The sequence below is a fragment of the Pedobacter roseus genome, assembly GCF_014395225.1.
Taxonomy (GTDB): Bacteria; Bacteroidota; Bacteroidia; order Sphingobacteriales; family Sphingobacteriaceae; genus Pedobacter; species Pedobacter roseus.
Map to the genome: position 1 here is coordinate 2,119,650 of NZ_CP060723.1, position 25,911 is coordinate 2,145,560.

Consider the following 25,911-nt stretch of genomic DNA (forward strand, 5'->3'; position numbering starts at 1 on the left):
AGGCTCATAGTATTACGATTATCTTCAATGAGCATCACGTATTGCTAATAAAAATTAAGCCGTGGTTTGTGTACCCACGGACCATTATCTTATAATAAGATTAAAAAAAAATCCTGAGACAATTCGTCCAGGATTTTTTGCTTAAAAATAAGCTGTCTCTATTTTAAGCCAGCTACAATCTTTTTTGCCATTTCATCATGCGATTCAATTACTTTTAAAGTATTAGTAGCCCATTCTTTAACGCTTTGGTCGCGATTTTCTGTTCCTTGTTTAAATAACGCCACTGTTTTATCATGGTCAGTTACCATCATATCCATATAATGTTTATCGAAAGCAGCGCCTGTCATTTTTTTCATTTCATCCAAATGAATCTGCTGATCGGCAGGTAAAGCTTCCGGAGTAATCACTTTTTTGCTCTGAGCTAATGTTTTTAATTCGGTATTTGCCTTCGTGTGATCAGCCAGCATTTTCGCTGCAAAATCTTTAACTTCAGCACTTTTTGCATTTTTAGCAGCAATTTTTGCTGCTTCAACTTCCATAATGCCACCAACAGCCGCTTTTCTTAAAAAGGTAGCACCTGCTTCATCAATACCCGATTCGGTACTTTCAGATCCGGTAACATGGTTGCCATTTACCATGGTGGTATCTCCGGAAACACTGTCTTTCGTAGTTGCTGATTTTTTATCTGCAGTTTGACAGGCCTGGAATGATAGGGCTAATGCAAAAGCTGTAGACAATAAAAATATCTTTTTCATGTTTTTTCTATGTTTTGATGTGTATGGAAAACACAGGAACTTAAAAAAGGTTTTTTAATCTATTCTGCAGCTTTACTGTAAATATCCGGAATTACAATACCCATTTGCCTTTCAGGATTTTCAATCTGTGAAAAACCAAATTGTTCATACAAGCCATGGGCATCCAATGTGGCCAGTTGATAACGGCGTAATCCCTGCAGGTCAGGGTGAAAGATCATAAACGACATCAGCTTTTTGGATAAACCCAAACCGCGATAACTATCTTTAACATACACATCGCAAAGCCATGCAAATGTAGCTTTATCGGTTACCCATCTTGCAAAACCAACTTGTTCCGGCCCTTTATAAATGCCGAAGCATAGCGAATTTTCAATAGAGCGTTTTACCGTATCAAATGGAATGTTTTTGGCCCAATAAGATGCTGTACTTAAATAATGGTGGATGGCCTCTATATCTAAAAGATCCTTTTTGTCGGAAAATATAAATCCGTTTTCGCTGATTTCCACGTTGTTTGGGTTAACTGGTTAATTGTTTAAATCGGTTAACTGTAGAGATTTGTTAATTGTTGAAATTGGTTAACTGATAGATTTAGCTAAAACAGTTAACCAATTAACCAGTTTATACAATTAACCCTATTAATTACGCATATTAATATATTGCAGTGGCTGGCCGAAATCTTCGTTTCTGCAAAGATTGATTACCGCTTGTAAATCGTCGATTTTTTTTGCCGTTACACGTACCTGATCATCCATAATAGAAGCTTGAACTTTTAATCCGCTGGCTTTAATCTTGGCAACAACTTTTTTAGCTGCATCTTTATCCAATCCTTCTTTAATGCTGATTTCTTTTCGGATCATGTTTCCCGAAGCCTGTTGCTCATCGCCAAAATCCAAACTTTTAGGGTCTAAATTCTGTTTCATCATCCTCGAAATAATCGAACCTTCTATGGCTTTAAGTCGCATGTCGTCTTCAGTAACTATCGTTACCACATTTGTTTTTTTATCCAGTTCGACGGTGCTTTTTGATCCGTTAAAGTCGAATCGGTTAAGGATTTCCTTTTTCGCATTGTTGATCGCATTATCCAATGTTTGCGCATCAACTTTACTTACTATATCAAAAGAAGGCATGGTTTTAGCTTTAAAGTAAAAAAATAAGTAGATTTAGTAGAAATTAATCTAGGTCACAAAAAAACGAAAAATAATATGAAAACCACTAAACCAAAGTCTCAAAAAAAGATCACCAAGAAAGAAGTCAAAAAACAATTAGAGCAATCTATCACAGATAAATTCCTGGATGTTATTAAAAGTTTAGGTCACGATGTATCTGAAATTAGTACAGAGGTGGGTAAGGCGAGTAAGCGTGTGGCGAAGAAATTAACCAAGAAATTTACGATTGTAAAAGCCGATGTGGGCCAAAAAATAGATGATTTATTGCACGCCTCAAAAGAAAAGGCAAAAGCAGCGAAAAAACCAGTTGCAAAAGCGGTTAGCAAAGCAGAAAAATCTGCCGAAAAAGTGGTAAAAAAAGCTGTAGCGAAAGCTAAACCAGTTGTTCAGAGTATTAAAGTAGCGGCTATTGAAACCGAAGAAAAAGCTGAAAAAGTGTTGGCGAAACCTGTTACTGAGGTTAAAAAAGCAGTTGCGGCATCGACCACAGTTGCCAAAAAAGCGGTAGCAACAGCAAGTAATGCTCCTGCAAAGGCTACAGCAACTGTAAAAAAAGCTGCGGCTCCTGTGGCTGAGCCAGAAAAGGCAGCTACAGTTGTTAAAAAAACGGTAGCTAAAGCCGCACCTGCCGTTAAGAAAGTGGTTAAAGCTCCGGCTAAAAAATAATTTGTTAACGTTAATACGTAGATGAATTAACATCGATTTAACAAATTAATATGCAGTTTTGAGCATCCCTGTTTTTGGCAGGGATTTTTTATTTTTTTAAATGAGCAATAAGAAGATCCCCTTTTTTAACCGCGAAATTAGCTGGCTTTACTTTAACGATCGTGTGCTGCAGGAAGCTGCCGACGAAACCGTGCCCTTAATTGAGCGAATTAAATTTCTATCCATATTTTCTTCAAATTTAGAAGAGTTTTATCGGGTAAGGGTAGCCACCATGACCAGGCTTACCAACCTGAACGATAAAGCAAAAGCACTTTTAGGATTTAACCCCAGGAAAATTCTGAACGAAATTAAAAACATTGTGGTAAAGCAGGAGCGAAAATTCGACCAGCTTTTTCAGGCCACTTTAATCAACGAACTTGCCCAGAACAGGATTTTTATTTTAAATGATACCCAACTGAACGTAAGCAGGGGCGAGTTTGTGAAAAACCACTTTAGGGATAAGATTCTATCCAACCTGGTTCCGATTATGCTGGATATGGACAAACCTTTTCCAGAGTTAAAAGATCGTTATTTATATTTCTTCGTAAAACTATCTAAAAAAGACACAAAAGTAAGGGAAAAGTATGCCCTCATTGAAATTCCGCCTAATTTACCCCGGTTTTTGGTGCTTCCGGAAACAAATGACCTGAAATTTATCATTCTTGCTGAAGATATCATCCGTTATTGTCTGGACGATATTTTTTACGTTTTTACCTACGATAATTTAGAAGCTTATTCCATTCAGCTCACCCGTGATGCAGAACTGGATATCGATAAAAACATCAACGATAAGTTTATCGAAGATTTAAAAAGCAGCTTAGAAAAACGCAAAAAAGGCAAACCTATGCGTTTGCTTTATGATTCGGCCATGCCTTTGAATATGCTCACCGTTTTGGTTAATAAATTAAAGCTGGAGGCAGAAAGTTTAATCCCCGGTAACCGTTACCATAAATTCGGCGATTTTATTGCTTTCCCGAATGTAGGCAAAAAGGAACTGGAATATGCACCAAATGTGCCGCTGAAGGTGCACGACTTGCATAGGACTCAAAGTATGTTTAATAGGGTGGCTCAGCGCGATTACCTGGTGAATTTACCTTACCAATCTTACGATTACATCATATTGTTTCTGCGTGAAGCTGCAATTGATCCAAAAGTTACCGAAATACAGATTACTTTATATCGTTTGGCCGAAAACTCGAAGGTAATTAATGCTTTGATCAACGCGGCTAAAAATGGAAAGGCTGTTTCTGTCTTATTAGAGCTTAAAGCCCGTTTTGATGAGCAGGCCAATATTTATTGGACAACCCGTTTAATGGAAGAAGGTGTTAAGGTAAATTATGGTTTAACCGATTATAAGGTGCACTCCAAAATCTGCCTGGTTAAACGGATTGAAAAAGATAAACCCGTGTATTATGCCAATTTAGCCACCGGTAATTTTAACGAAAAAACCGCCGGTTTATATTGCGACCATAGTATTTTTACCGCAAAAAAGGAGATTACCAACGATTTGGTGAAACTTTTTGATGCCCTGAACAAACGTACGGTAACCAAAGGTTTTAAACATTTAATTGTATCGCCTTTAGAGAGCCGCTCCAAACTGGTTAATTTTATTAACCGCGAAATCAGGAACGCAAAGCAGGGTAAATTGGCTTATATCATGTTAAAAGTGAACAGTTTGGCCGATGAAGGCATTATTGCCAAACTTTATGATGCGAGCAATGCAGGGGTTAAAATCCAGTTAATTATCAGGGGAATCTGTTGCCTTGTGCCTGGTGTAAAGGGTTTCAGCGAAAATATAACCGCCATCAGTATCATTGATAAATTTCTGGAGCATGCCAGGGTATACATTTTCGGGAACAATGGTAAAAACGATATGTATCTCTCTTCTGCCGACTTAATGAGCCGGAACTTTGAGCACCGTGTAGAGGTGGGCTTTCCGGTTTTAGATCACGATGTAAAACAGGAAATACAGGACATTATCGATCTGCAATTGCAGGACAATACTAAATCGAGGCAGATTAATGCCTTAAACAACAACAAATACCATAAAAACAGATTAAGTAAAAAAATAAGGGCGCAAGTAGATATTTATAACTATTTAAAAACCAAGCATCAATCATAATGTTAAGATACGCAGCTATAGATATCGGTTCGAATGCAGTGAGGTTACTCATTGCGGATATCAGCAAACAAGACGGAAAATACAAATACAAAAAAAATACCTTAATCCGTGTGCCGCTCCGCCTGGGCGATGATGCGTTTTTAGATCAACATATTTCAGACAAAAAATCAGCAGACCTGGTCAAAACCATGACGGCTTTTAAAAATCTGATGGATGTTTATCATGTTTCCGAATATTTAGCCTGTGCAACTTCTGCCATGAGGGAAGCCCGCAATGGACAGGATATCGTAAAACTGATTAAAGAACAAACTGACGTTACTTTAGAGATTATTGAAGGACAACGTGAAGCAAATATTATTTACGCCAACCATATTGAAGAAGAATTAGACGAAAACAAAACCTATTTATATATTGATGTAGGTGGTGGAAGTACTGAATTATCTGTTTTTGTAAAAGGTTCACCAGAAGTTTCACGATCTTTTAATATCGGTACCATCAGGATGCTCGATAACCAGGATAAAGAAGAAACCTGGGAGGAGATGAAAGATTGGGTGAAAGAACACACCAAAGCTTATAAGCACCTTGCGGGTATTGGTACAGGTGGCAATATCAATAAACTTTTCCGCATGTCGGATGAGAAAGAAAATGCGCCTTTATCCTTACAGAAGTTAAATTCGATGTATAATAAATTGACGAGCTACTCTTTAAAAGAGCGGATCAATACTTTAGGTTTAAATCCCGATCGTGCTGATGTTATTATACCAGCCTGCGAAATTTACCTCACTTTAATGAAATGGACAGGAATTAAACAGATTTATGTGCCTAAAGTGGGTATGGCAGATGGGATTATTAAATTGTTGATCGAGGAAAAATTGGATTAGACTATTAGATAATAAAAAGTAAACCCCTCGTTAATTAAAAATTAGCGAGGGGTTTTTATAAAACTGTTAACCGAAAATTGCTAACTGCAAACTGATTAAGCTAATTTACCTAATGCTTCTTTAATTCTTCTTAATGCTTCTACCAAACTCTCGTCTGATGCTGCATAAGATAAACGGATATAGTTATTATTACCGAAAGAATCACCACCAACAGTAGCTACGTGACCAACGTTCAATAAGTATAATGCTAAATCTGAAGAATCTTTGATTACATTTCCATCAGCATCTTTTTTACCAAAGAATGAGCTGATTTCAGGGAAGAAATAGAAAGCACCATCAGGCAGATTGGTTTTTACACCCGGAATTTCGTTTAATAAGTTATAAACCAGTTCTCTGCGGCGTAAAAATGCTTCTTTCATCTCTAAAACGCTCGCTAATCCTTGCTCGTAAGCTACAATACCGGCTCTTTGTGCAATAGAACAAGTTCCGGAAGTGGTTTGTCCCTGTAATTTATCGTTAGCAGCCGCTATTTCTTTATTTGCGGCGATATAACCTAATCTCCATCCAGTCATGGCGAAAGCTTTAGAGAAACCATTTACAATGATTACACGGTCTTTAATGCTATCAAACTGGGCGATTGATTCATGTTTGTCAACAAAGTTGATATGCTCATAAATCTCATCAGAAAGGATATAGATATTTGGATATTTTTCAAAAACGGCAACTAATGCAGCCAATTCTTCTTTACTGTAAACCGAGCCAGTTGGGTTACAAGGAGAAGAAAACATGAAAAGTTTCGATTTCGGTGTAATGGCTGCTTCTAACTGTGCTGGTGTAATTTTAAAATTGCTTTCAATATCGGTATCGATAAAAACAGATTTTCCTTCCGCTAAGGTGACCATTTCTGAATAAGAAACCCAATAAGGTGTTGGAATGATCACTTCATCATCCGGATCGATCAAAGTTAAAATTACATTCGATAATGACTGTTTCGCACCTGTTGAAACAACGATCTGAGAGATATCATAATCGAGGTTATTTTCTGTTTTTAACTTATTTACGATGGCCTGGCGCAGATCAGGGTAGCCCGGTACTGGCGAATAACGCGTATAATTTTCGTCTAATGCTTTTTTAGCAGCATTTTTCACATGGTCAGGCGTATTAAAATCGGGTTCACCAACACTTAAACTAATGATATTTATGCCCTTAGACGCTAGTTCGCGGCCAAGTTTGGTCATTTTAAGGGTTGCAGATTCTGATAGACTGTTGATTCTTTTCGATAAGGTGCTCATGGTTAATTACTTTGAGCGCAAATATATAAACCAAATATTATTCTGCACTAAAAAAGGCAGAGTTTTTCACAATTAATTTATCGGTTAACCGTATTTTTGAAAAAAATATACTGGTGTCGGTTAAAAAGAAAGCTATCATTATTTCTCTTATAGTAAGTGTTGTATTAATGCTGGCCAAGTTTATTGCTTACTTTATCACCGGTTCTAATGCTATTTTGACAGACGCTGCAGAGAGTATTGTAAATGTAATTGCAGGTAGTTTTGCTTTTTACAGCATTTATTTAAGTACCCAGCCCAAAGATGAAAACCACCCTTACGGACATGGGAAAGTAGAGTTTTTTTCTGTCTTTGTAGAAGGTATCCTGATCCTGATTGCGGGTTTAGCCATTATTTTTAAATCTTCTTACAACCTCATTTACCCGCATGCCTTAGGTGAACTATTAACCGGAACCATGATTATTGGCATTACCGGCTTAATTAATCTCATCGTAGGGCTTTATCTAATGAATGTTGGCAAAGAGGTACATTCTGTTACTTTACAGGCAGATGGAAAACATCTGCTTACTGATACTTATACCAGTGGAGCCATTGTTATTGGTTTAATACTGATTCAACTGACAAATATTATTTGGTTAGACAGCTTACTCTCTGTGTTAGTGGGCTTTTACATCGTTTATTCTGGTTATAAGCTCACCCGTGGTTCGGTTGGAGGACTGATGGATGAAAGTGATTTTACACTCGTTGAAGAGGTAGTAGAGGTATTGCAAAAGAACCGCCACAATCCCTGGATTGATGTGCATAATCTCCGCACGCAGCAATATGGCCCGAATTTCATATCGATTGCCATGTAACTTTACCGTATTATTTTGATTTAAATCAGGTTCACCGCGAAATTTCGCAGATTGATGAACTGATCAACAAAAATGGTGTACGTAAGGCCGAACTTTTTATCCATGCTGATCCATGTTTGCCCGAGTGTTGCCATTATTGCCACATGAGCGAATGCAAGGTAAGGGCTGAAGCCTTTAGAAAAGAAATCGTCTGGACACCAGAGATAGTGATAAAAAATAAAAAACATTTCGAAAATGAGCTACTTTAACGTAAGGGTTTATGGTTTACTGATTAATCAGCATAACGAGGTGCTGGTGAGTGATGAAGAAGAATACGGATTTCGTTTTAGCAAATTCCCAGGTGGCGGATTAGAGCTAGGAGAGGGACTTATTGAAGGATTAAAAAGGGAATTTGTAGAAGAATGTGAAGCCGAAATTGAGGTTTTATCACATTTTTATACCACCGATTTTTATGAGAAATCGTCATTTAACGATAGTCAGGTAATTAGTGTTTATTATTTGGTTAAAGAAAAAACGCCATTACAACTGGCCTTCAAAGATACCATTTACGATTTCGACGGTGAAGGTGAAATTTTGCAGGCTTTTAGATGGGTGAAAATAGAAGATTTAAATATCGAAGAAATTACCTTCAAAACCGATAAAACCGTTGCCCAACTTTTAAAAGAACAATTTTCAGTTAATTTATAATTATTTATGTCAGATACTTCCGAAATCCAAACGCCGAACTCCAAACTAAATCTAACTGAACGCGATCAAAAGGTGATTTGGCATCCTTATACCCAAATGAAAAATGCCCTTCCACATATTCCGATTGTTAGGGGAGAAGGTGTTTATGTTTTTGATGAAAGCGGTAAAAGATATATCGACGCTGTTTCGTCGTGGTGGGTAAATATACATGGACATTCGCATCCCTATATTGCCGAAAAAGTAGCCGAACAGCTTAAGGTTTTAGAACATGTAATTTTTGCCGGTTTTACGCACGAACCTGCTGTTTTATTGGCCGAACGACTTTTACCAATACTCCCAGGTAAACAGGAAAAGGTTTTTTATACCGATAATGGCTCAACCGCTGTAGAAGTAGCCTTAAAAATGTGCCTGCAATATTGGGATAATAATGGAACACCAAAAACAAAAATCCTTGCGTTTAAAAATGCTTATCATGGCGATACTTTTGGCGCCATGTCTGTTAGTGGACGAAGTATTTTTACCGATGCCTTCAACAGTTTATTGTTCGACGTAGAATTTATCGATCTTCCAAATGAAGCGAACATCTCAGAGCTGGTTTCTCACATCTCAAATCTCACGCATACTGCCTGTTTCATTTTCGAACCCCTTATTTTAGGTTCGGGTGGAATGTTAATGTATGAGGCCAAATACCTTGACGAGCTTTTATCGGCCTGTAAAGACGCACAGATTTTAACCATTGCCGATGAAGTGATGACGGGTTTCGGTAGAACAGGAACTTACTTTGCCTGCGAAAAACTGACCAATAAACCGGATATTATCTGTTTAAGTAAAGGATTAACCGGCGGAACCATGCCGCTGGGTGTAACCACATGTACCAATGAGATTTTTGAAGCCTTTTTAAGTGATGATAAGTTAAAAACGCTTTATCACGGACATTCATTTACGGCCAATCCAATTGCTTGTGTGGCATCACTCGCAAGCTTAGACATCCTTTTAAGAAGTGAAACCATACAGAATATTAAGAGGGTAGAGGCTAAGCACGCGGTATTTCTGGAAGAGATTAAAACACATCCAAAAGTTAAAGCCATCAGACAAACCGGAACGATTATCGCCATTGAATGGGAAACCGGTAATGAAACTTCTTATTTAAGTAGCCTGCGTAATTTGCTGTATGCCTATTTCTTAGATAAAGGAATTATATTGAGGCCACTTGGAAATATTATCTATATCCTACCTCCTTACGTCATTAGTGATGAAGATCTGGATTATATTTATGCTACAATAAAAACTGCTTTAGAAGAGGTGTAAGTTTTTAAAAGTAGTATCAGGAAGCTACAACTAATATTTTTCATATTTCGTCGTTGCTAGGCACGAAGCAATCTTACAACGATCGCTATTACGCTAATGCATTTAGGATTGCTTCGTTCCTCGCAATAAAGGATTTATTTATTAGCCGTGGTTCGTGTCTCCACTAACCACTCACAGCAAAAATTATGCTTCAGGCTCCAGGTATTTGCTAAGCGCTTCATTAAGAAAATAATTCCAGCCTCCATTAAAGCTTGTTTTTTCAAAATTCGGACCATTAGAAGCGAAACTTTCTAAACCTGTATGCGTGAGTTTTAATAGTGTTTTGTCGCTTTGCTCAAATAATTCCCAGCTCACTTCAGAATTGCCCGGTAAACCATCATATCGCCAGGTATAAGCTAATTTTTTGCCCGTTATTATTTCGGTTATTTCACAAAGGTGAAGGTATTGAGGCCCATCAACAGCTCCACCGGTAAATTCAAATTTAAAACCAACTTCAGGTTTAAAATCTGCTAATTGAAAATACCACTGTTTAATTTCTTTGTTATCGGTTAAAGCTTTCCATACTTTTTCGATCGGAGCATTGTATAAACGATCTACAATAATGGGTTCGTTTTCCATGTTTATTTGATTTATTTTCTTACAATAGAATGGATAAGCAGTTAGCCTAAAGGCATTTTGCTCATATCCATATAAAGCACACTCCACCTTTGTCCATCCAGATCCACAAAACCGCAGCCATACATCCAGCCATCTTTATAACCCGGTTCGCCATAAATCGTTCCTCCGGCAGCTACTACTTTTTGCGCAAGCTCATCAACTTCTTCCGGACTTTCTGCATCAATAGAAAATAATACTTCGCCACCGCGGCGCACATCTGCTATGTTAGTGCCGGCAAAACTTTCATATAATTCTTCTTCGAAAAGCATAATCGCTAAATTACTTTCACCCACTAAAAAACAAGCTGAATCTTCTCGTGCGCCATACTGCAGATTAAGGTTGAAGCCTAAGGCTGTAAAAAATGCTTTCGATTTATTAATGTCTTTTACCGGGAGGTTTATCCAAAGTGATTTTGTCATAACGTTTTATATTTGTTGTGAGTAAAGATAGGGAACGGATGGTGCAATTGAGCTTGCTAAAAACGAAAAATTATAGGGGTATTTGAGACAATTATAAATCAAAGTGTTTTTTTAAAAGATACGATGCATGGGGGGCGTCATTCACAACTAGATTGGGAATCATAGTGCAATAAGCTTTAAGATTCCCGCCTGCGCGGGAATGACAACCAACTTGGAATCTGTCTATGTTAGTTAAGCCATTTCCTACAATTTATACAATTTCTGCGGATGTTGTTCTGCGTGGCTTAAAATTAAATTCAGGATATAACTATTGGATTGGTAAATGGATAAATCATTCTTAATTGGCGCTAAACCATCCGAAAGGAAATTTTTGTCGGTAAAATAGCCCATTCCGTAAAACTTTCCCTTTTCTACGAGTAAACAGCTAAATTCTTCTTCTTTTCGGCCTTCATCAACCAGGGCAAAGCTGGGTTGCTGACTTTGGATATCGTTTAAAGCGGCATTTAATTTTTTATTGTACACACTTACGGTTTCTATTCCGCTACAAGCGCCAAAACATTGCCCGTTTTCGTGTGCATAACATTTTGTTGCTGTTTTCTGAAGGTAGCAGAGCTTCGCGCAAAGCTGGTATTTATCTATTAATTGAGTTAAAAAGTTATAACCTTCCAATAAACTGTTAAAACTCTGTATGGCATTATTGTTTTTTTTATGTTTATCAACAGCTAAACGCAGGTATCCATTCTGATCTTCAAAGACGTACAAGTCGTATTTGTGTTCGTAACGTTTCATAGCGCGGTTGTTTTCGGGCCATAGGCGTTTAATTTCATTGGCTTCTAAAATCAGTGCCATTAGTTCAGTTCCGCAGGTCACGAAATCAACATGGTGTATGTTTCGCAAAAATTCCTGTCGCTGCCGGTTAGGGGTGTTGCCCGTAAAATGACTGGTTACGCGTTTTTTAAGGTCTTTGGCTTTGCCCACGTAAACAATTTTGCCCTTGCTATCTTTAAAATAATAAACCCCGGGCTGATTGGGCAATCTTAAAATAGAAGCTTTATCTAAATGTGGCGGTAAAACCTGCTCTTTAGAAGTTTTCTTTAACATTTCCGGAATGATTCCTTCCACATCATTATCCAGTAGCATATTAAAGAGGATGCTGGTGGCATCGGCATCGCCGGCAGCCCTGTGCCGGTTTTGTATCGGTATCTGGAGGGCTGTACACAATTTACCCAAACTGTATGAAGATTTTCCGGGTATCAGTTTTCTGCTTAACCTAACTGTACAGAGTTTTCTACACTGTAAATCGTAACCCGCAGCGGCCAAATGATGTTTTAAAAACGAATAATCGAAATTTACATTATGCGCTACGAAAATCTTATCACTCAGCAACTGGTAGATCTGCAGCGCAACATCAGCAAAAGTTGGCGCATCCTTCAACATGGCATTATCAATGCCGGTTAGCGCGGTAATGTAATCCGGGATCGGTTGTTTTGGATTGATCAGGGTAGTGTAAGACTCAACAATCTGATTGCCATCATGGATATTAATGGCAACTTCAGTAATGCCATTTGCTGAGGCATGACCACCGGTGGTTTCGATATCTACAACTGCGTATAACATTAAATTGAATTGAAATACAAAGCTATGCTAAAATAATTAGTATAAAAATTATTTTGATGATTTCTTTAGCATAAAAAAAGCGGTTACATTATTTAAACGTAACCGCTCAGGTATTTTGTATATGGAAGCTATTTTAGCTTGCTCAATAATTTACTCAAATTTGGTTTAATACCAATATTAATGGGTACGGTATTAAATGTTCTGTTCTGGATTTTGCTAAAGCCATACATGTAACTGGCCTCCACAAATAAATTTGCGCCACCAATATTATATTCAATACCTGCACCACCTTCGGCAATGCCCAGGCTATTCGATTTATTATCTTGTGTAACCTGTAAAGTTGAAGCGTTTACCGCAGCCTGTGGGGTAAGGATAATACCACCTCCGGCACCAGCAAAGCCGTAAAAAGCCCATTTGTTTACAATTTTGCGGTATCCCAGCGCCACGTTTAACAGATAGGTTGTTGCCCTTCCTTTTTGTAATGTATAGGTATATCCTTCGTCTGGTGTGATCTGGTTAAAAGTAAACGCATGTAAACTTACTTTAGGGTACAAGAACAGACCACCATCGCCTAAACCTAAATTTAACCCCAATGAAGTAGAGAATTTAGGTTTAAAATAATCTGAGGTTTCGCCCATAGGAAAGGCAAATCCAATTCCGCTCATCGAATAAAGTTTATCCGGTCTGCCCTGTGCTTTAGCTTTAATTGATACCACCGCACACAGTAATATCATTGGAGTTAATAATTTTAATTTCATATCTGATTTTTTTTTAATTTAAGATTAAGGCATTTACTTTCTGTAGTAAATCGGCCATATTAAATGGTTTTTCTAAATAATCATCGGGATGATATTTTTGGGATGCAATATAATCTTCGTCATACCTTGCGGAAGCCATAATAACTGGAATGCCCTCTGTTTCAGGGTTTAATCTTAGCTCTTTAAATACGGCACGTCCATCCATTCCATTTAACATAATGTCGAGTATAATCAGGTCTGGTGCAAAATCCCTAATGGTTTTAAAAATATGCCTTGGCGATAACAAGGGGTAAACTTTATAATGTTCGGTTTCTAAAACTTCCTGAAAAACTTCTAATACATCAGGATCATCATCCACAACCAATACTCTTTTCAAAACAGATAAATCAATTAATAATTAAATAGACTATCCTAATACAAAGTTCAGACTGGAATGTTTTAAAGGCAGATAAAAAATATTGGAAAGCGCAATATTAAGGTATAGAAAGCTTAAATGATGGGGTCTGGTTTTGATTTTTCCTGAGGTAAATTATTTTTTAAAAAATCAGCAAAATGTTCCGTGTGGGTTTCGGAAAGGATAAAGGATGTTTCTTCTGATAACAGGATTTTATTATCCAGTACGCTTTTAATGTGCTGTTTTGCAATAACTACTGTTGAGCTGATCTGGATAAATGCCGAATGTTTCTTCAGCATCTTTAAAGTTTTGGTAAAATTCGATCTGGAGCTGAAAAATGTATTTTGTGTGGTTTTAAACCGGATATCTTCTTCAAGTTCCTCCACTGCAATCAGTTCATTCAGATCAATTCTTACCAAATCTCCGTTTTCTCCCTGCAAAGGGATATAAAAGAAATATTCGTCACTTGCCGAAAAAACATTAGTAGTATCTTTACCGGTAGGGTAAAGGTTATTGATCATTTTGGTAAAATGAAGAATTGAGTAGGGCTTAAGTAGGTAGGCGTCAGCCTCAACCTTAAAAGCATCAATGGCATAACGCGCATGTGCGGTGGTAAAAACCAGGTATTTTGTTTTTTGTCTTAATAAGCCAGCCAGTTCAATGCCCGAAAGCGAAGGCATTTCTACATCCATAAAAATAATATCAACAGGGCTAGACGCAGATATCTCTGCGAGAGCCTGGAGTGGTTCGGTAAAAGTTTGAATAAGTTTTAAATCCGGCAACTTATCTACATACTCAATTAAGCTTTCGAGAGCGTGATGGTCGTCATCAATAGCGATGCAACTTATTGACATTTTTTCATGTTTAGGTAACGCAAATTACAACTTCGGTCAATAAAAAGGAAAAAAAACAACTTGGTGACGGATTTTTATCTATTCAGCAAGGAAAATTGGCTTTTCTTTTGAAATTGTTGCAGAACTTTAAACTTTTGAGCGAAAATATTAAAACTAAGTGCTTACAGTAAGCTTTATTTTTAACATTACCCTAAAGTAACGATCAGCATTACTAAAATATTCAAACGCTGCATTTTGGCCATAGGTATAATCTAAACGCTTTTTTATATTTTCCATTCCGGCACTTAAACCAGAATTGTTTTTAACAGCCTTAATTAAATTGGATGTCTGGATAATCAGGTAGTTGTCTTCCGTTTTTAAACTCACTTCTGCCGGATGAGATTCTGTTGTTAACTCTCCGTGTTTAAAGATGTTCTCTACCAAAGTAATGAGTACCATCGGAATGATCTGCAGCTTTCTGATCTCATCATCGTACCAAAAGCGAAGCCTGATATTATGGTCGTTACGGAGCTGGTGTAAGTTAATCAGGTTTTCAACCTGGTTAATTTCTTCTCCCAATAATATAAATTCACGGTCTTTATTGCTGTCTACAGAATAACGCATCATTTCTGAGAGCGAATGGATGGCTTCAGCAGCAACAGGAGAAGATTCGCGGGCATTCTGGTAAATAAAATCAAGTGTATTAAATAACAGATGAGGCTGAATCTGCGCTTTTAGAAAAGCATTTTCTGAACGGGAGATCTGGATGAGGTTATATAAACGTTGTTTTTCCAGTTCTTCTGTTTTTTTTCGCTCCTTAATATAACGCATCAAAAAGTAATAACCTGTAGAGAAACACATAAAATATACGCAGCGGTACAATGGGGCTGAAAAATACTGCAGGTTGAGCTCAATCTTCCTGGAACCGTTATAGGCTGTATAGTGAATAATGGTATAATCGAGCAAAACAGCAATCATGACATAAGCCACAATTTCGAGGATTACCGCTAAAGGCAATTTCCATACCGTCTGTTTTGGGTTTTTAAAACCTATGGCCAGTACTACATGGGCATGCACATAAAAAGTAATAATATTGAGTGTATAATATAGAATGTAAGGCGGTAAGCGGCTAAATTTCCCGTTAATGAGGCCTACAATAATAGATTCGTAAAAGATAAAGATGATCCAAACGATGATATGGATCTTTTTACTAATCAGCCATGCTAATAATTGGCTTTTTTTTTCTTTTACGCTATCGTTTGTTGCATTCATCTGGCTAGTTAATTGGGGGACGGCTATATATGGTTAACAAAAAAAGAGTTTTAATTTGTTAACAACGAAAATACTAAAATTTTAGTTTTAAGAACGATTAGTTTTAATCGTTTTTTCTTTGATGTACTCCTGAATGGTATCACGGTAATTATTTCCAATATTGATGGTCAGGTCGTTAATCATTTTAAGGGTATTGCCTTCTACTTTCTCGATGTAATTTTTGGCAATGATAAACGAACGGTGTGCCTGCGCAAAATTCTGATAATCTTTTAAAATAATCTTGATCTCTGATAGCGCAATGTAGGATACGATCGTTTCGTTAAGGGTGAAAATCCTAACATAATTCTGAAGGCTCTCTATAGCCACAATATCAGCATACCTTACCTTGATGAGGTTATTCTTCTCACTTTTGTTGCGTACAAAAAAATAATCATCTTCTTGTTTTACCGTTATATTGTGTATGCTGGGTCTGTGGGGGAAAAGATGGTTAATGGTTTCGGCAAAACGGGCAAAAGTATATGGCTTTAATAAATAGGCACTTGCATACATTTCAAAAGCTTCGTAAGCATATTTAGAATGCGAAGTAGTAAATATCAGTTTATCGGTTTTATGCCGAATGGCTTTAGATAATTCAAGACCCGAAATTTTGGGCATATCTACGTCGATAAAAATAATATCAACGTGTTCGCCAGCCGTGATTTCGTTCAAAGCCTGTAGTGGGTCGGTGTACGATTGTACGAGCTGTATGTTTGCGAGATTATCAATATACGCTTTTATCCCGTTGACGGCATGGGGGTCGTCATCGATTATGATGCATTTTAGTTTCATTAGGTGTGTGTGTTAAGTTCTACTAAATTATAGCTTGCATTTTTAAATAAAGAAATTATTTTCTATCTGTATTTTTGATTAGTATCAGATGTAATTAATATGATACAAATGTTTTTTAGGATAAAATCTGCGCCCAAACCAGGTTAAACTACAATTCTTAGCATAAGAAAAATGAAAACAAACTCATTTAATTACTTGTATAACAATATATTGTATTTTGAATCGTAGTAATTAATAGATATATTTAATATGCTAAAATAATCATCCCAAAAATCCCTAAAACCAATACTCCATGAAAAATAAAATCCGCACTACCAACAGATTAAACGTATCCATCACTAAAAAAGTTATCGAACTGCAAGAGAGAGGATATGATTGTGATTTTCTTTTACTCGCCAATGGCAGCCTGCTGTGCATGCAAACCAATTTTAATTATCCGGTAAATACGGTATCTATTAAAGAGATGGAACATGCTTACGATTTTTTAAGCCATTCATACAAACATGTACATACCATAGAAACAGGTAATGGCGAAAGGGGAGTACTCCTAACCGAAAAAGCATTTTAGCCTAAGCTTTCGTTTTCTTACAATTTTGTTCCTGCATAAGGCTAGAGATTTGTGGTCTAATTAAAATTTAAAATATGACACATTCAATCCAGCCTGCAATTTTGATTACCGGCGCAACAGGAAGCGTTGGCTCTGCATTGGCAGAACAGTTAGCCCAAAAAAATATTCCTTTCAGGGCATTGGTAAGAAACCTTGATAAAGCCGATAATTTAAAACACCTTAATGGTGTTGAATTGGTTGTTGGTGATTTTAACGATCAGCAAAGTATTGTAAATGCCCTAAAAGGGATAGAAAAAGTTTTTCTTTTAAGCAATTCTTCTGAAGATGCGGAAAGGTTGCAAAGCAATTTTGTTGATGCCCTTGCAAAAAGTGAGGTAAAACATGTTGTTAAGCTTTCGCAGTTCGCCGCAAATATCAATTCGCCCGTTCGGTTTCTTCGTTACCACGCGGCTGTAGAGCAGAAAATAAAAGATACAGGTTTAAAATACACTTTTTTAAGACCAAATTTATTTATGCAGGGACTTCTTGGTTTTGCAGATCTGATTAAATACCAGCAAAAGTTTTTCGCTACTGCAGGTGATGCTAAAATTAGTCTGGTCGATACCCGCGATATTGCAACAGTTGCCTTAAACGCCTTGCTTAACAGGGATAATGAAAGTAAAATTTATAACATTACCGGTCCTGAAGCCATCAGTCATAAAGAAATTGCCGAAATTCTTTCTGAGGCATTAGGGAAAGAAATTAGATACATTAATGTTTCTGAAGAAGAATTGCTAATGGCTTTGTCCCAGGTTGGTTTTCCAGCTTGGCAGGCAGCAGGTTTAATAGAAGATTATGCGCATTATGCCCGTGGTGAAGCCGCTGTGCTAAGCAATGATGTATTGGAAGTAACGGGGGCAGCCCCGGGAACATTTTCGGATTTTGTTAAAGATTATTGTGCTGCTTTTAGTTAGTACGGCAACGTGATTGAGTTAAGGGTTTTTAACCACAGATGCGCACAGATAAACACAGATATAAAATCTGTGTTTATCCTTAATAACATTTATCGTGGTGCCAAATGTTACCATCTGACCGCTGTTCCATCATTTTAAAAAAAAACTTTCCATTATTTATTTTGTTTAAGTTTTATTTGAATATATTTAAACAAAATAATGACTTACTCCATTTCAGATCTTGAACAGCTTTCGGGCATTCATTCCCATACCATCAGGATCTGGGAGCAACGGTATAACGCATTGAGTCCGATGCGGACGGAAGGGAATACCCGTTTATATGACGATAAGCAGTTAATAAAACTCTTAAATATCGTGAGCTTAAATAAAAGCGGCTTAAAAATTTCAAAAATCTGCCGCCTTTCTGATGAAGCCATTGAAACACTGTTAGATGAGCAGCTTAGTTATCCTTCTCTGGATGAAGAGGCAGAATACTACATCTCTAAACTGATTACCAGTGGATTGTCTTTTAATGAGCTGTCTTTTAATCATTTAATTGATGAAGTGATTGAAAAATTAGGTCTTTCGCTCTGTTACCGAAAAATCATGTATCCGTTATTGGTCCGTTTAGGCTTAATGTGGCGAAAAGACGATATTTGTCCTGCTCACGAGCACTTTTTGTCCAATATTATCCGTCAGAAAATATTTACGCACATCAATCACCTTCCATTGGCGCCATCTTCGGCCAGCAAATGGCTTCTTTTTCTACCTGAAGATGAAGATCACGACATCGGATTGCTTTTTGCCAATTATATGTTGAGGATGCACAACCATCAGGTTATTTTCTTAGGCAGTAAAGTTCCGTTAGATTCTATTAAACGTGTATTTGCATCACTAAATGTAGATCATGTTTTATTTTTTTTGGTAAAATCCAGGGCAACATCAGCGGCTCAGAAATATATAGATCAGTTATCAGCAGTATGCGCATCTGCGCAGATTCACCTTGCCGGAAATGGTCAGGTGATAAGCAAATTACAAAATATCGGTCACATCAATTGGTTTAAAAACCTTGATGAATTTGAAGCATCCATCCCCAATCCTCGTTTACATGAAAGAAATTTTTGATCAACTCTCTGCCGATTGCAGCCGCCTTACCACTAAGCGTTATAGTACCAGTTTCTCATTTGGTATTTATTTTCTTGGTAAAGAACTGCGTTTGCCCATTCATTCTATTTATGGTTTTGTACGTTTGGCTGATGAGATTGTAGATAGTTTCCATCACTTTGATAAAAAATTTCTACTCGATAAGTTTAAGCATGATACTTTTGAGGCCATTGAACTGGGTATTAGTTTAAACCCGATATTAAATTCGTTTCAAAAAGTAGTTAATCACTATCAGATTGATCATGAGCTAATTGTATTGTTTCTGAACAGTATGGAAATGGATCTTTCAAGCCAGAAATACACGGCCGAACTGTACAATGAATATATACTGGGTTCAGCAGAAGTGGTTGGTTTAATGTGTTTAAAAGTTTTTACCAACGGAAACCAGGAGCGTTATGAACAATTAAGGCCTTACGCCATGAAATTGGGCTCGGCTTTTCAGAAAGTAAATTTTTTACGGGATGTTAAGGCTGATCACCAGGCGCTTAACCGTAATTATTTTCCCAATGTTAATCTTGCTGTATTCTGCGATAACCAGAAAAAGGAAATCGAGCGTGAAATTGATGAGGAGTTCGATGTGGCTTTAGCGGGCATCAAAATGTTGCCAACAAGCTCCCGCAATGGCGTATACCTATCATACATTTACTATAAAAAGTTATTTGCCAAAATTAAGCGCTTAAGTGCCGAAAAAATCATGACGGAAAGGATCAGGATTTCAAACACCCGTAAAGTTGGTTTAATGTTTGATTCCATTATCCGTAATAAGTTAAATGTAATTTAGATGGAAGAACAAGTTATTCTGGTAGATCAGGATGATGTGCCGCGGGGCCAGATGGAGAAAATGGAAGCACATCAAAAAGGCCTGCTTCACCGTGCTTTTTCTGTTTTTATTTTTAATTCTAAAAATGAACTTTTATTGCAACAGCGGGCTTTAAGCAAATATCATTCTGGCGGCCTGTGGACCAATACCTGCTGCAGTCACCCAAGAATGGGCGAAACCAATATGGATGCTGCCCAAAGACGCTTAAAGGAAGAAATGGGCATGGAGTGTGAACTGAATTACCTGTTCAAGTTTACTTATAAAGCCGATTTTGAAGATGGTTTAACCGAACACGAAGTAGATCATGTTTTCTTTGGTACCAGTGATGAATTGCCCGTTATAAACCGGAATGAAGTAGAAACTTTTAAATACATCAATCTGGAAGCTTTGGCGAGTGATATTGAGGCTAATCCTGGCATTTATACACCATGGCTTAGGATTTGTTTAGGTAAGGTAATGGAGCATGTAAAAAGTACCAAAACAAAAAACGGGCATACAGCCTAAGCCATATACCCGTATCTAAATTAACGCTCTCGAGGACAAATATAAGACTAGTTTCTAAAAATCCTAAAAGTTTAACATTTCTTTTACTTTCAGATTATACTTAAAAGTTTCGTTTGAAATGTTGTTAGAAATAACCCGCTAATATTTAGTTTATTAGATTTTTTTGGGTAGAAATACAAAGAAAAATTTTTATTAGGTTTTATGATATAATTTCTGGCATTTCTCACAGTAGTAGGTTTGCCGATGTGTTTTGCCCAGCTCTTTTTTCTCAATAGAATGCTTTCGCGGACATTCTTTCTGGCTATAAACTTCCCAGTGTTTGCTTAATGTATTTTCCTTTTTCCATTTCAAAAAATCGAAACTGTAATTTCGGGCTTCTGTAACTAAGGCTTTTAATTTTGCCGGCGTTAAATTTTTGATTTTTGTTAGCGGATGTACACGGATGCGGTACAGCACCTCATTTTTGATAATATTACCTACGCCGCTGAAAATCTGTTGATCTAAAAGCACATCGCAAACCAAAGCCTCAGGAATTTCTTTTAGCTTTTTAATGGCAGACTTACTATTCCATTCATCAGCCATTATATCATTTTCCCAATTATAATGTTCTTTAACGTTTCCTTCGAGCAGATCTACTTTACAGGTGTAAAAATTCAGTTCGTCTTTTTTGAAAACAAGCCCTAATGTTAATCGCGTTTTCTTTCGTTCATTGATCAGGTAAGTGCCAAAAAGCATAAAATGAATTCGGACAGTAAAATCTTTAAAACAGATCAGGAAATGTTTGCCCCAGCTTTTAAAATCAGCTATTTTTTCATGTAAAAGCCGGTCTTTATCAAAGTTTTTCGCATTGCCATTAACTTCTAATACTTCAGGCTTGCCCAAATGAAGTTCTTTTATCAAATCTTTTAATATTACAATGGATGGGCCTTCAGGCATATTATTCTTCCTCCAGTTTCTGAAATTTAAATTTGTCTTTTATATAGGTATTAAAATACCGTCCTTTTGATCCTGAAGCTTTTAATAGCTTGTAAACTTTTTCAGGAACCTTTTTATAGAGGTAAACTATATCGGTAGTGAATATGATCTTCAACGTCCCATTAGCTTGATCATAACTAAAGTATTTAATTACTGATGATGGCATAACCTGTTAATTTATAAATTAAAACAGCTGCTAATACAAATGGTTTAATCGTTTTTAAGCTCCGATTCTTCTTTTGCTACCTTTATCTTTTCTTTTTTAAGGTCGATCCTGATGATGTTGTATAAACTCATATACACATTTGCAATCCAAACGATGGAGAAAAAAGCAATAATATAACCACGCCAGTCTGGGTAGATTAAGGTAAACTTGGTCACAATCAATAAAATGGCGGTAACATAATGGCTAAAGCAATATTCGCAGGTAAAAACATAGAAAAATTTCCTTTTAACGAGTTTATTGCAGTTTTTCGAACGGTCTACACAAAATTCTCGTGCTTCTTTAAAAATTTCTTCTTTGGTAACCGTCCATGCAATACAGGCAACGGGCAGGGCCATAATAAAAAGGTAATATATGTGTGCTTCCATAACAATCAAATCCGGGTATAAGTACAACCTCAAAGCCCTGAAAATGTTTAATCAAGCGAGAAACATTTTAGGTATATTTATGTTAATTCATTATCTAATCAATATTATTATGGAAAGATCAGAAATTGTATCGCTGTTGGAAGTTATCAATCAACAGGTTAGTTCGTCAGTTTTAGGTGGGATGGAAGAAGAATATGAAGAGTTGGAAAGCATGGGCCTGATAACCATAAACCGTGAGTCGGTGCAATGGTCGTCGGCGATGACCCCTGCCGGAAATGCTTATTTAGGGCATGATTAAAGGCATAAAGTTAATAATTACAGTAAATCGTCATTTCGACTGAATCGCAGTCCCGAACTTTTGGGAGAGAAATCTTTTAGCATAATTTAAAGGTTTCATCACTTCGGCCGAAATTACGATTTGACTATACCGCTAATAGAGACCATTTTTCTAAAAGCCTACCTTTTGCAATAACAATGTTGCTAAAACTAATTTGAGCTTCTTTTACGACTAAAGTCTGACCGATTTATTGCCGGAATTCTAGTAAATTTGCGGTAAGTTTAGAATTGCGCCTAAATAACAAACGGCCATTCTATTCTGCAGATATGAACGATTTACAACTCAGAACAGTAAATGTTACGCGATACGTTACACCTTTGCGTGAAGGAGGCTCGATGCCCGCTATTGCAGAGGCCGACGATAATTTCCTGTACGTACTAAAATTTAGGGGAGCTGGCCAGGGCACCCGGGCATTAATTGCTGAATTAATAGGTGGTGAAATTGCCCGTATGCTGGGTTTGCGCGTACCCGAACTGGTTTTCGCCAATTTAGACGAGGCTTTTGGAAGAACTGAACCTGATGAAGAAATCCAGGATCTGTTAAAAGCAAGCGTTGGGTTAAATTTGGCCTTGCATTACCTTTCTGGTGCCATTACCTTCGATCCGACAGTAACAATGGTTGATGCTAAACTGGCCTCACAGATTGTATGGTTAGATTGTTTTTTAACGAACATGGACCGCACCTGCCGCAACACCAATATGTTGATTTGGCATAAAGAACTCTGGTTAATTGACCACGGCGCTTCCCTGTACTTTCATCATTCCTGGCAAAACTGGGAAGAACAGGCCGTTAGACCTTTCTTTTTAGTAAAAGACCACGTATTGCTACCATGGGCTACTGAGCTTGAAAGCATACACGAAGAATTTACAAAAATCCTTACATCCGAAAAAATAGCTGCTGTAATCAGTTTAATTCCGGATGATTGGCTGGAGGGTGAAACAAACTTTGAAACAAAAGAAGCTCATCGTAAAGCCTATATTTATTTCCTTACCGAAAGATTATCTCATTCGGACATATTTTTAAAAGAAGCACAGCATGCAAGGGAAATTCTTATTTGAGTATGCTGTAATCCGCGTAATGCCTAGGGTAGAACGGGAGGAATTTATCAATGTGGGGATCATTTTATTTTGCGCCAAACAGAAATTTTTAAAAAGTATTTATGTTTTAGATGAAACTAGAGTAAAAGCTTTTTCTGCTAAAATCGATATCGCTGAACTGAAAGAAAATTTAGCTGCATTTGAACGGATCAGTATTGCTGCAAAAGGATCTGGCCCCATTGGCCAATACGATCAGGCTTCACGTTTCAGGTGGCTTACCGCAACAAGAAGTACTGTAGTACAATGCTCAAAAGTGCATCCTGGTTTTTGTGATGATGCGGGGGAGACGTTGTTGAGGTTGCATCAAGAGCTGGTTTTATAGTTCCATGCGCATGGCGCTCGGCGCTAAGCGTTTGATTTAACTTAAAGAACAAATATTTTCAATTTTTCAACAATATAACAATCAGGCAATCCAACAATTAACCGATTAACCAATTTAAACAATTAACCATCTAGCCTTGCCAAAAGAATATTTCAAAAAACTTCAGGATCTGCTAAATACCGAGCGGGAAGAAGATTTACAATCCTATTTAAAACTTACCGAAAATACTTCTGCTGCAGATAGGAGGGCTTTAGGATTAACCTGGTATCCGATTGCGGTCAGAAACACAGAAATCGGCCGTGGCGATTATTTAACGGTAGAGTTGGAACGGACTACACATCAGGATTTTTCACACCAATTCCGTTTTGGCTCTGCTGTGGTGTTATTTTCAAATCATGATGCCAAAGAAGATCGTATCGAGGGGATTATCACGCATCAGAGTGGAAGCCGGATGAAAATCAGCCTGAGGGTTGATGAACTGCCTGACTGGACCAGGAACGGAAAACTGGGCGTTGATCTGCTTTTTGATAATAACAGTTATGATGAGATGCAGAATGCCCTTAAACAAGCTACAAATCTTGCAGAAAATGATACTGAAAATAAACTAATCAGAATCTTAACCCAGGGTGAAAAACCTTCTTTTAGGGGAGAGGAAAAGTTTATTATCCCAAATACGCTGAACGATTCGCAACAGTTGGCGGTGAATAAAATTGTTTCGGCTGATCATTTAGCGGTAGTTCATGGTCCTCCGGGAACAGGGAAAACCACCACGCTTGTACACGCCATCAAATCGCTTGTAAAACATAGTGATCAGAAAATATTGGTTGTGGCACCAAGTAATACAGCAGTTGATTTATTGACGGAAAAACTGGCTGCCGAAGGTTTGAAAGTAATCAGGGTGGGTAATCCGGCGAGGGTTTCGGAGAGATTACTTGCGGCTACGCTAGATCATCAAATGGCAGATCATCCAGAAATGAAAACCATTAAAGCGTTAAAAAAACAGGCCAGTGAGTATAAAAACATGGCCCATAAATACAAACGCAGCTTTGGTAAGGCAGAACGCGAGCAGCGTAAAGCCCTTTTTGATGAAGCCCATAAAATTGGCAAAGAGGTCGAAAAAACAGAACAGTATATTATGGATAACCTGTTTACCAAAGCACAGATTATTACCGCTACTTTGGTAGGCGCGAATCACTATACCGTTAGAAACTTAAAATACAATACCATTGTGATTGATGAAGCCGGGCAAGCCTTAGAACCGGCCTGTTGGATCCCTATTTTGAAAGCGCAGAAGGTGATTTTAGCAGGTGATCATTTCCAGCTTTCTCCCACCATAAAATCAAATGAAGCAGCAAAAAATGGATTAAGTAATACTTTACTTGAGAAAGCAGTAAATCTTCATCCAGAATCAGTTGTGCTGCTTAAGGAACAATATAGAATGAACCAGAATATTATGGGTTATTCCTCTCAGGTATTCTATAATAATGAGTTAAAGGCGCATCATTCAGTAGCCAATCATGTATTGTTTGCAGGCGATCAACCCATTCAGTTTATTGATACGGCAGGTTGCAGTTATGATGAAAAATTAGACGGAACAAGCACTACCAATCCTGATGAGGCCGCATTTTTGGTGAAACATTTAACTTATCTGGTGAGTAATTTAACGGCTCAATCTTCCCTTAATTTTCCGTCTGTTGCCATTGTTTCTCCTTATAAACAGCAGGTGCAGATTTTAAAAGCACTGGTACAGGAAAATGAAATATTAAGTCCGTACCTGGATAAAATTGCGGTAAATACCATTGATAGCTTTCAGGGACAAGAGCGTGATGTAGTGTACATCAGTTTAACCAGAAGTAACGCCGAAGGAAGTATTGGCTTTTTATCGGATACCAGAAGAATGAATGTAGCCATGACGAGGGCCCGGAAAAAGCTTGTGATTGTAGGGGATAGTTCTACACTCTCAAAATCTAAATTTTATGCAGCCTTTATCCAATATGCAGAACAATTGGATGCGTACCATAGTGCCTGGGAATTTATGGACCTTTAGTTATAAGAT

30 protein-coding genes are annotated in these 25,911 nt (G+C 37.4%); 15 read left to right on the plus strand and 15 right to left on the minus strand.

From position 1 onward, the window contains the following. Positions 1 to 158 precede the first annotated feature (158 nt). The 3 genes from H9L23_RS08710 to H9L23_RS08720 form a co-directional block, all read right to left on the minus strand. Positions 159 to 755 carry a DUF4142 domain-containing protein gene (locus H9L23_RS08710; protein WP_187594587.1) on the minus strand — a complete coding sequence of 199 codons (597 nt, stop codon included), beginning with the start codon at positions 753 to 755 and terminating at the stop codon, positions 159 to 161. A 59-nt stretch (positions 756 to 814) separates the two neighbouring features. Beyond that, positions 815 to 1,261, minus strand: a complete 447-nt coding sequence (locus tag H9L23_RS08715; RefSeq protein ID WP_187594588.1) for a GNAT family N-acetyltransferase — start codon at positions 1,259 to 1,261, stop codon at positions 815 to 817. 129 nt (positions 1,262 to 1,390) lie between these two features. Further along, positions 1,391 to 1,882 carry a YajQ family cyclic di-GMP-binding protein gene (locus tag H9L23_RS08720; RefSeq protein ID WP_187594589.1) on the minus strand — a complete coding sequence of 164 codons (492 nt, stop codon included), beginning with the start codon at positions 1,880 to 1,882 and terminating at the stop codon, positions 1,391 to 1,393. Between the two features lie 75 nt (positions 1,883 to 1,957). Between H9L23_RS08720 and H9L23_RS08725 the strand changes: the two genes are divergently transcribed. The 3 genes from H9L23_RS08725 (at position 1,958) to H9L23_RS08735 (ending at position 5,629) form a co-directional block, all read left to right on the plus strand. Continuing rightward, a complete protein-coding gene (locus H9L23_RS08725) occupies positions 1,958 to 2,587 on the plus strand; it encodes a hypothetical protein (RefSeq protein WP_187594590.1) in 630 nt (209 codons plus the stop codon). 100 nt (positions 2,588 to 2,687) lie between these two features. After that, complete coding sequence (gene ppk1 / locus H9L23_RS08730) at positions 2,688 to 4,748, plus strand: polyphosphate kinase 1 (RefSeq protein WP_187594591.1); 2,061 nt, start codon at positions 2,688 to 2,690, stop codon at positions 4,746 to 4,748. Then, entirely contained in the window at positions 4,748 to 5,629 is an 882-nt protein-coding gene (locus tag H9L23_RS08735; protein ID WP_187594592.1) for a Ppx/GppA phosphatase family protein, read from the plus strand. The genes ppk1 and H9L23_RS08735 overlap by 1 nt, the downstream gene beginning before the upstream one ends. Before the next feature lie 95 nt (positions 5,630 to 5,724). Here H9L23_RS08735 and H9L23_RS08740 read toward each other — a convergent pair whose 3' ends face one another. After that, positions 5,725 to 6,921, minus strand: coding sequence for a pyridoxal phosphate-dependent aminotransferase (locus H9L23_RS08740; RefSeq protein WP_025143461.1), 1,197 nt, complete (start codon positions 6,919 to 6,921; stop codon positions 5,725 to 5,727). A gap of 113 nt (positions 6,922 to 7,034) precedes the next feature. Between H9L23_RS08740 and H9L23_RS08745 the strand changes: the two genes are divergently transcribed. The 3 genes from H9L23_RS08745 (at position 7,035) to bioA (ending at position 9,767) form a co-directional block, all read left to right on the plus strand. Then, positions 7,035 to 7,772, plus strand: a complete 738-nt coding sequence (locus H9L23_RS08745) for a cation diffusion facilitator family transporter (RefSeq protein WP_317175291.1) — start codon at positions 7,035 to 7,037, stop codon at positions 7,770 to 7,772. Positions 7,773 to 8,006: 234 nt separating this feature from the next. After that, positions 8,007 to 8,459, plus strand: a complete 453-nt coding sequence (locus H9L23_RS08750; RefSeq protein WP_187594593.1) for an NUDIX domain-containing protein — start codon at positions 8,007 to 8,009, stop codon at positions 8,457 to 8,459. Between the two features lie 6 nt (positions 8,460 to 8,465). Beyond that, complete coding sequence (gene bioA / locus H9L23_RS08755; protein ID WP_187594594.1) at positions 8,466 to 9,767, plus strand: adenosylmethionine--8-amino-7-oxononanoate transaminase; 1,302 nt, start codon at positions 8,466 to 8,468, stop codon at positions 9,765 to 9,767. A gap of 183 nt (positions 9,768 to 9,950) precedes the next feature. On the opposite strand, the gene H9L23_RS08760 is transcribed toward bioA, so the two are convergent. The 8 genes from H9L23_RS08760 to H9L23_RS08795 all read right to left on the minus strand — a co-directional run bounded on the left by H9L23_RS08760 (position 9,951) and on the right by H9L23_RS08795 (position 16,545). Further along, positions 9,951 to 10,385, minus strand: a complete 435-nt coding sequence (locus tag H9L23_RS08760) for an SRPBCC family protein (protein ID WP_187594595.1) — start codon at positions 10,383 to 10,385, stop codon at positions 9,951 to 9,953. 41 nt (positions 10,386 to 10,426) lie between these two features. Further along, positions 10,427 to 10,843 (minus strand): VOC family protein, encoded by a 417-nt coding sequence (locus tag H9L23_RS08765; protein ID WP_187594596.1) that lies wholly within the window; start codon positions 10,841 to 10,843, stop codon positions 10,427 to 10,429. A 243-nt stretch (positions 10,844 to 11,086) separates the two neighbouring features. Next, positions 11,087 to 12,460, minus strand: a complete 1,374-nt coding sequence (locus H9L23_RS08770; RefSeq protein WP_187594597.1) for an exonuclease domain-containing protein — start codon at positions 12,458 to 12,460, stop codon at positions 11,087 to 11,089. A 128-nt stretch (positions 12,461 to 12,588) separates the two neighbouring features. Beyond that, positions 12,589 to 13,218: a hypothetical protein gene (locus H9L23_RS08775; protein WP_187594598.1), complete on the minus strand. Its 630-nt coding sequence runs from the start codon at positions 13,216 to 13,218 to the stop codon at positions 12,589 to 12,591. A gap of 13 nt (positions 13,219 to 13,231) precedes the next feature. Further along, a complete protein-coding gene (locus H9L23_RS08780) occupies positions 13,232 to 13,594 on the minus strand; it encodes a response regulator (protein ID WP_187594599.1) in 363 nt (120 codons plus the stop codon). 113 nt (positions 13,595 to 13,707) lie between these two features. Beyond that, on the minus strand, positions 13,708 to 14,466 hold the full coding sequence (locus tag H9L23_RS08785) for a LytR/AlgR family response regulator transcription factor (protein ID WP_187594600.1): 759 nt from the start codon (positions 14,464 to 14,466) through the stop codon (positions 13,708 to 13,710). Positions 14,467 to 14,619: 153 nt separating this feature from the next. Then, positions 14,620 to 15,717, minus strand: coding sequence for a sensor histidine kinase (locus tag H9L23_RS08790; protein ID WP_187594601.1), 1,098 nt, complete (start codon positions 15,715 to 15,717; stop codon positions 14,620 to 14,622). 87 nt (positions 15,718 to 15,804) lie between these two features. Continuing rightward, positions 15,805 to 16,545 (minus strand): LytR/AlgR family response regulator transcription factor, encoded by a 741-nt coding sequence (locus H9L23_RS08795; protein WP_187594602.1) that lies wholly within the window; start codon positions 16,543 to 16,545, stop codon positions 15,805 to 15,807. Between the two features lie 292 nt (positions 16,546 to 16,837). Here H9L23_RS08795 and H9L23_RS08800 point away from each other — a divergent pair, with 292 nt between their 5' ends. The 5 genes from H9L23_RS08800 (at position 16,838) to idi (ending at position 20,533) form a co-directional block, all read left to right on the plus strand. Continuing rightward, positions 16,838 to 17,113 (plus strand): hypothetical protein, encoded by a 276-nt coding sequence (locus H9L23_RS08800; RefSeq protein WP_187594603.1) that lies wholly within the window; start codon positions 16,838 to 16,840, stop codon positions 17,111 to 17,113. Positions 17,114 to 17,187: 74 nt separating this feature from the next. Continuing rightward, positions 17,188 to 18,066: an SDR family oxidoreductase gene (locus H9L23_RS08805; protein ID WP_223191063.1), complete on the plus strand. Its 879-nt coding sequence runs from the start codon at positions 17,188 to 17,190 to the stop codon at positions 18,064 to 18,066. Between the two features lie 198 nt (positions 18,067 to 18,264). Then, complete coding sequence (locus H9L23_RS08810; protein WP_187594604.1) at positions 18,265 to 19,170, plus strand: MerR family transcriptional regulator; 906 nt, start codon at positions 18,265 to 18,267, stop codon at positions 19,168 to 19,170. Then, on the plus strand, positions 19,154 to 19,990 hold the full coding sequence (locus H9L23_RS08815) for a phytoene/squalene synthase family protein (protein WP_187594605.1): 837 nt from the start codon (positions 19,154 to 19,156) through the stop codon (positions 19,988 to 19,990). Before H9L23_RS08810 ends, H9L23_RS08815 begins: the two co-directional genes overlap by 17 nt. Next, positions 19,991 to 20,533, plus strand: coding sequence for an isopentenyl-diphosphate Delta-isomerase (gene idi, locus H9L23_RS08820; RefSeq protein WP_187594606.1), 543 nt, complete (start codon positions 19,991 to 19,993; stop codon positions 20,531 to 20,533). Between the two features lie 192 nt (positions 20,534 to 20,725). Here idi and H9L23_RS08825 read toward each other — a convergent pair whose 3' ends face one another. Genes H9L23_RS08825 through H9L23_RS08835 form a run of 3 tightly spaced genes read right to left on the minus strand, consistent with a single transcriptional unit; the run spans position 20,726 to position 22,099 of the window. Further along, positions 20,726 to 21,469 (minus strand): endonuclease, encoded by a 744-nt coding sequence (locus H9L23_RS08825; RefSeq protein ID WP_187594607.1) that lies wholly within the window; start codon positions 21,467 to 21,469, stop codon positions 20,726 to 20,728. Between the two features lies 1 nt (position 21,470). Beyond that, positions 21,471 to 21,674, minus strand: a complete 204-nt coding sequence (locus tag H9L23_RS08830; protein WP_187594608.1) for a KTSC domain-containing protein — start codon at positions 21,672 to 21,674, stop codon at positions 21,471 to 21,473. A 44-nt stretch (positions 21,675 to 21,718) separates the two neighbouring features. Then, positions 21,719 to 22,099, minus strand: coding sequence for a hypothetical protein (locus H9L23_RS08835; protein ID WP_187594609.1), 381 nt, complete (start codon positions 22,097 to 22,099; stop codon positions 21,719 to 21,721). Positions 22,100 to 22,208: 109 nt separating this feature from the next. Between H9L23_RS08835 and H9L23_RS08840 the strand changes: the two genes are divergently transcribed. The 4 genes from H9L23_RS08840 to H9L23_RS08855 all read left to right on the plus strand — a co-directional run bounded on the left by H9L23_RS08840 (position 22,209) and on the right by H9L23_RS08855 (position 25,902). Then, positions 22,209 to 22,397: a hypothetical protein gene (locus tag H9L23_RS08840; RefSeq protein ID WP_187594610.1), complete on the plus strand. Its 189-nt coding sequence runs from the start codon at positions 22,209 to 22,211 to the stop codon at positions 22,395 to 22,397. A gap of 305 nt (positions 22,398 to 22,702) precedes the next feature. Then, on the plus strand, positions 22,703 to 23,494 hold the full coding sequence (locus H9L23_RS08845) for a HipA family kinase (protein WP_187594611.1): 792 nt from the start codon (positions 22,703 to 22,705) through the stop codon (positions 23,492 to 23,494). Next, on the plus strand, positions 23,472 to 23,855 hold the full coding sequence (locus H9L23_RS08850; RefSeq protein ID WP_187594612.1) for a DUF3037 domain-containing protein: 384 nt from the start codon (positions 23,472 to 23,474) through the stop codon (positions 23,853 to 23,855). Before H9L23_RS08845 ends, H9L23_RS08850 begins: the two co-directional genes overlap by 23 nt. A gap of 136 nt (positions 23,856 to 23,991) precedes the next feature. Next, the gene (locus tag H9L23_RS08855) at positions 23,992 to 25,902 is read left to right on the plus strand and encodes an AAA domain-containing protein (RefSeq protein ID WP_187594613.1); all 1,911 of its coding nucleotides are present in this window, start codon (positions 23,992 to 23,994) and stop codon (positions 25,900 to 25,902) included. Positions 25,903 to 25,911 lie beyond the last annotated feature (9 nt).

Bases quoted from the DNA above. Each gene is read 5' to 3' on its own strand.
- H9L23_RS08830 (WP_187594608.1), bottom strand. From the start codon at position 21,674: ATGCCATCATCAGTAATTAAATACTTTAGTTATGATCAAGCTAATGGG.
- H9L23_RS08720 (WP_187594589.1), bottom strand. From the start codon at position 1,882: ATGCCTTCTTTTGATATAGTAAGTAAAGTTGATGCGCAAACATTGGAT.
- H9L23_RS08800 (WP_187594603.1), top strand. From the start codon at position 16,838: ATGAAAAATAAAATCCGCACTACCAACAGATTAAACGTATCCATCACT.
- ppk1 (WP_187594591.1), top strand. From the start codon at position 2,688: ATGAGCAATAAGAAGATCCCCTTTTTTAACCGCGAAATTAGCTGGCTT.
- H9L23_RS08805 (WP_223191063.1), top strand. From the start codon at position 17,188: ATGACACATTCAATCCAGCCTGCAATTTTGATTACCGGCGCAACAGGA.
- H9L23_RS08775 (WP_187594598.1), bottom strand. From the start codon at position 13,218: ATGAAATTAAAATTATTAACTCCAATGATATTACTGTGTGCGGTGGTA.
- H9L23_RS08740 (WP_025143461.1), bottom strand. From the start codon at position 6,921: ATGAGCACCTTATCGAAAAGAATCAACAGTCTATCAGAATCTGCAACC.
- H9L23_RS08725 (WP_187594590.1), top strand. From the start codon at position 1,958: ATGAAAACCACTAAACCAAAGTCTCAAAAAAAGATCACCAAGAAAGAA.
- H9L23_RS08770 (WP_187594597.1), bottom strand. From the start codon at position 12,460: ATGTTATACGCAGTTGTAGATATCGAAACCACCGGTGGTCATGCCTCA.
- bioA (WP_187594594.1), top strand. From the start codon at position 8,466: ATGTCAGATACTTCCGAAATCCAAACGCCGAACTCCAAACTAAATCTA.
- H9L23_RS08785 (WP_187594600.1), bottom strand. From the start codon at position 14,466: ATGTCAATAAGTTGCATCGCTATTGATGACGACCATCACGCTCTCGAA.
- H9L23_RS08840 (WP_187594610.1), top strand. From the start codon at position 22,209: ATGGAAAGATCAGAAATTGTATCGCTGTTGGAAGTTATCAATCAACAG.
- H9L23_RS08825 (WP_187594607.1), bottom strand. From the start codon at position 21,469: ATGCCTGAAGGCCCATCCATTGTAATATTAAAAGATTTGATAAAAGAA.
- H9L23_RS08850 (WP_187594612.1), top strand. From the start codon at position 23,472: ATGCAAGGGAAATTCTTATTTGAGTATGCTGTAATCCGCGTAATGCCT.
- H9L23_RS08760 (WP_187594595.1), bottom strand. From the start codon at position 10,385: ATGGAAAACGAACCCATTATTGTAGATCGTTTATACAATGCTCCGATC.
- H9L23_RS08710 (WP_187594587.1), bottom strand. From the start codon at position 755: ATGAAAAAGATATTTTTATTGTCTACAGCTTTTGCATTAGCCCTATCA.
- idi (WP_187594606.1), top strand. From the start codon at position 19,991: ATGGAAGAACAAGTTATTCTGGTAGATCAGGATGATGTGCCGCGGGGC.
- H9L23_RS08815 (WP_187594605.1), top strand. From the start codon at position 19,154: ATGAAAGAAATTTTTGATCAACTCTCTGCCGATTGCAGCCGCCTTACC.
- H9L23_RS08790 (WP_187594601.1), bottom strand. From the start codon at position 15,717: ATGAATGCAACAAACGATAGCGTAAAAGAAAAAAAAAGCCAATTATTA.
- H9L23_RS08735 (WP_187594592.1), top strand. From the start codon at position 4,748: ATGTTAAGATACGCAGCTATAGATATCGGTTCGAATGCAGTGAGGTTA.
- H9L23_RS08835 (WP_187594609.1), bottom strand. From the start codon at position 22,099: ATGGAAGCACACATATATTACCTTTTTATTATGGCCCTGCCCGTTGCC.
- H9L23_RS08765 (WP_187594596.1), bottom strand. From the start codon at position 10,843: ATGACAAAATCACTTTGGATAAACCTCCCGGTAAAAGACATTAATAAA.
- H9L23_RS08795 (WP_187594602.1), bottom strand. From the start codon at position 16,545: ATGAAACTAAAATGCATCATAATCGATGACGACCCCCATGCCGTCAAC.
- H9L23_RS08845 (WP_187594611.1), top strand. From the start codon at position 22,703: ATGAACGATTTACAACTCAGAACAGTAAATGTTACGCGATACGTTACA.
- H9L23_RS08750 (WP_187594593.1), top strand. From the start codon at position 8,007: ATGAGCTACTTTAACGTAAGGGTTTATGGTTTACTGATTAATCAGCAT.
- H9L23_RS08810 (WP_187594604.1), top strand. From the start codon at position 18,265: ATGACTTACTCCATTTCAGATCTTGAACAGCTTTCGGGCATTCATTCC.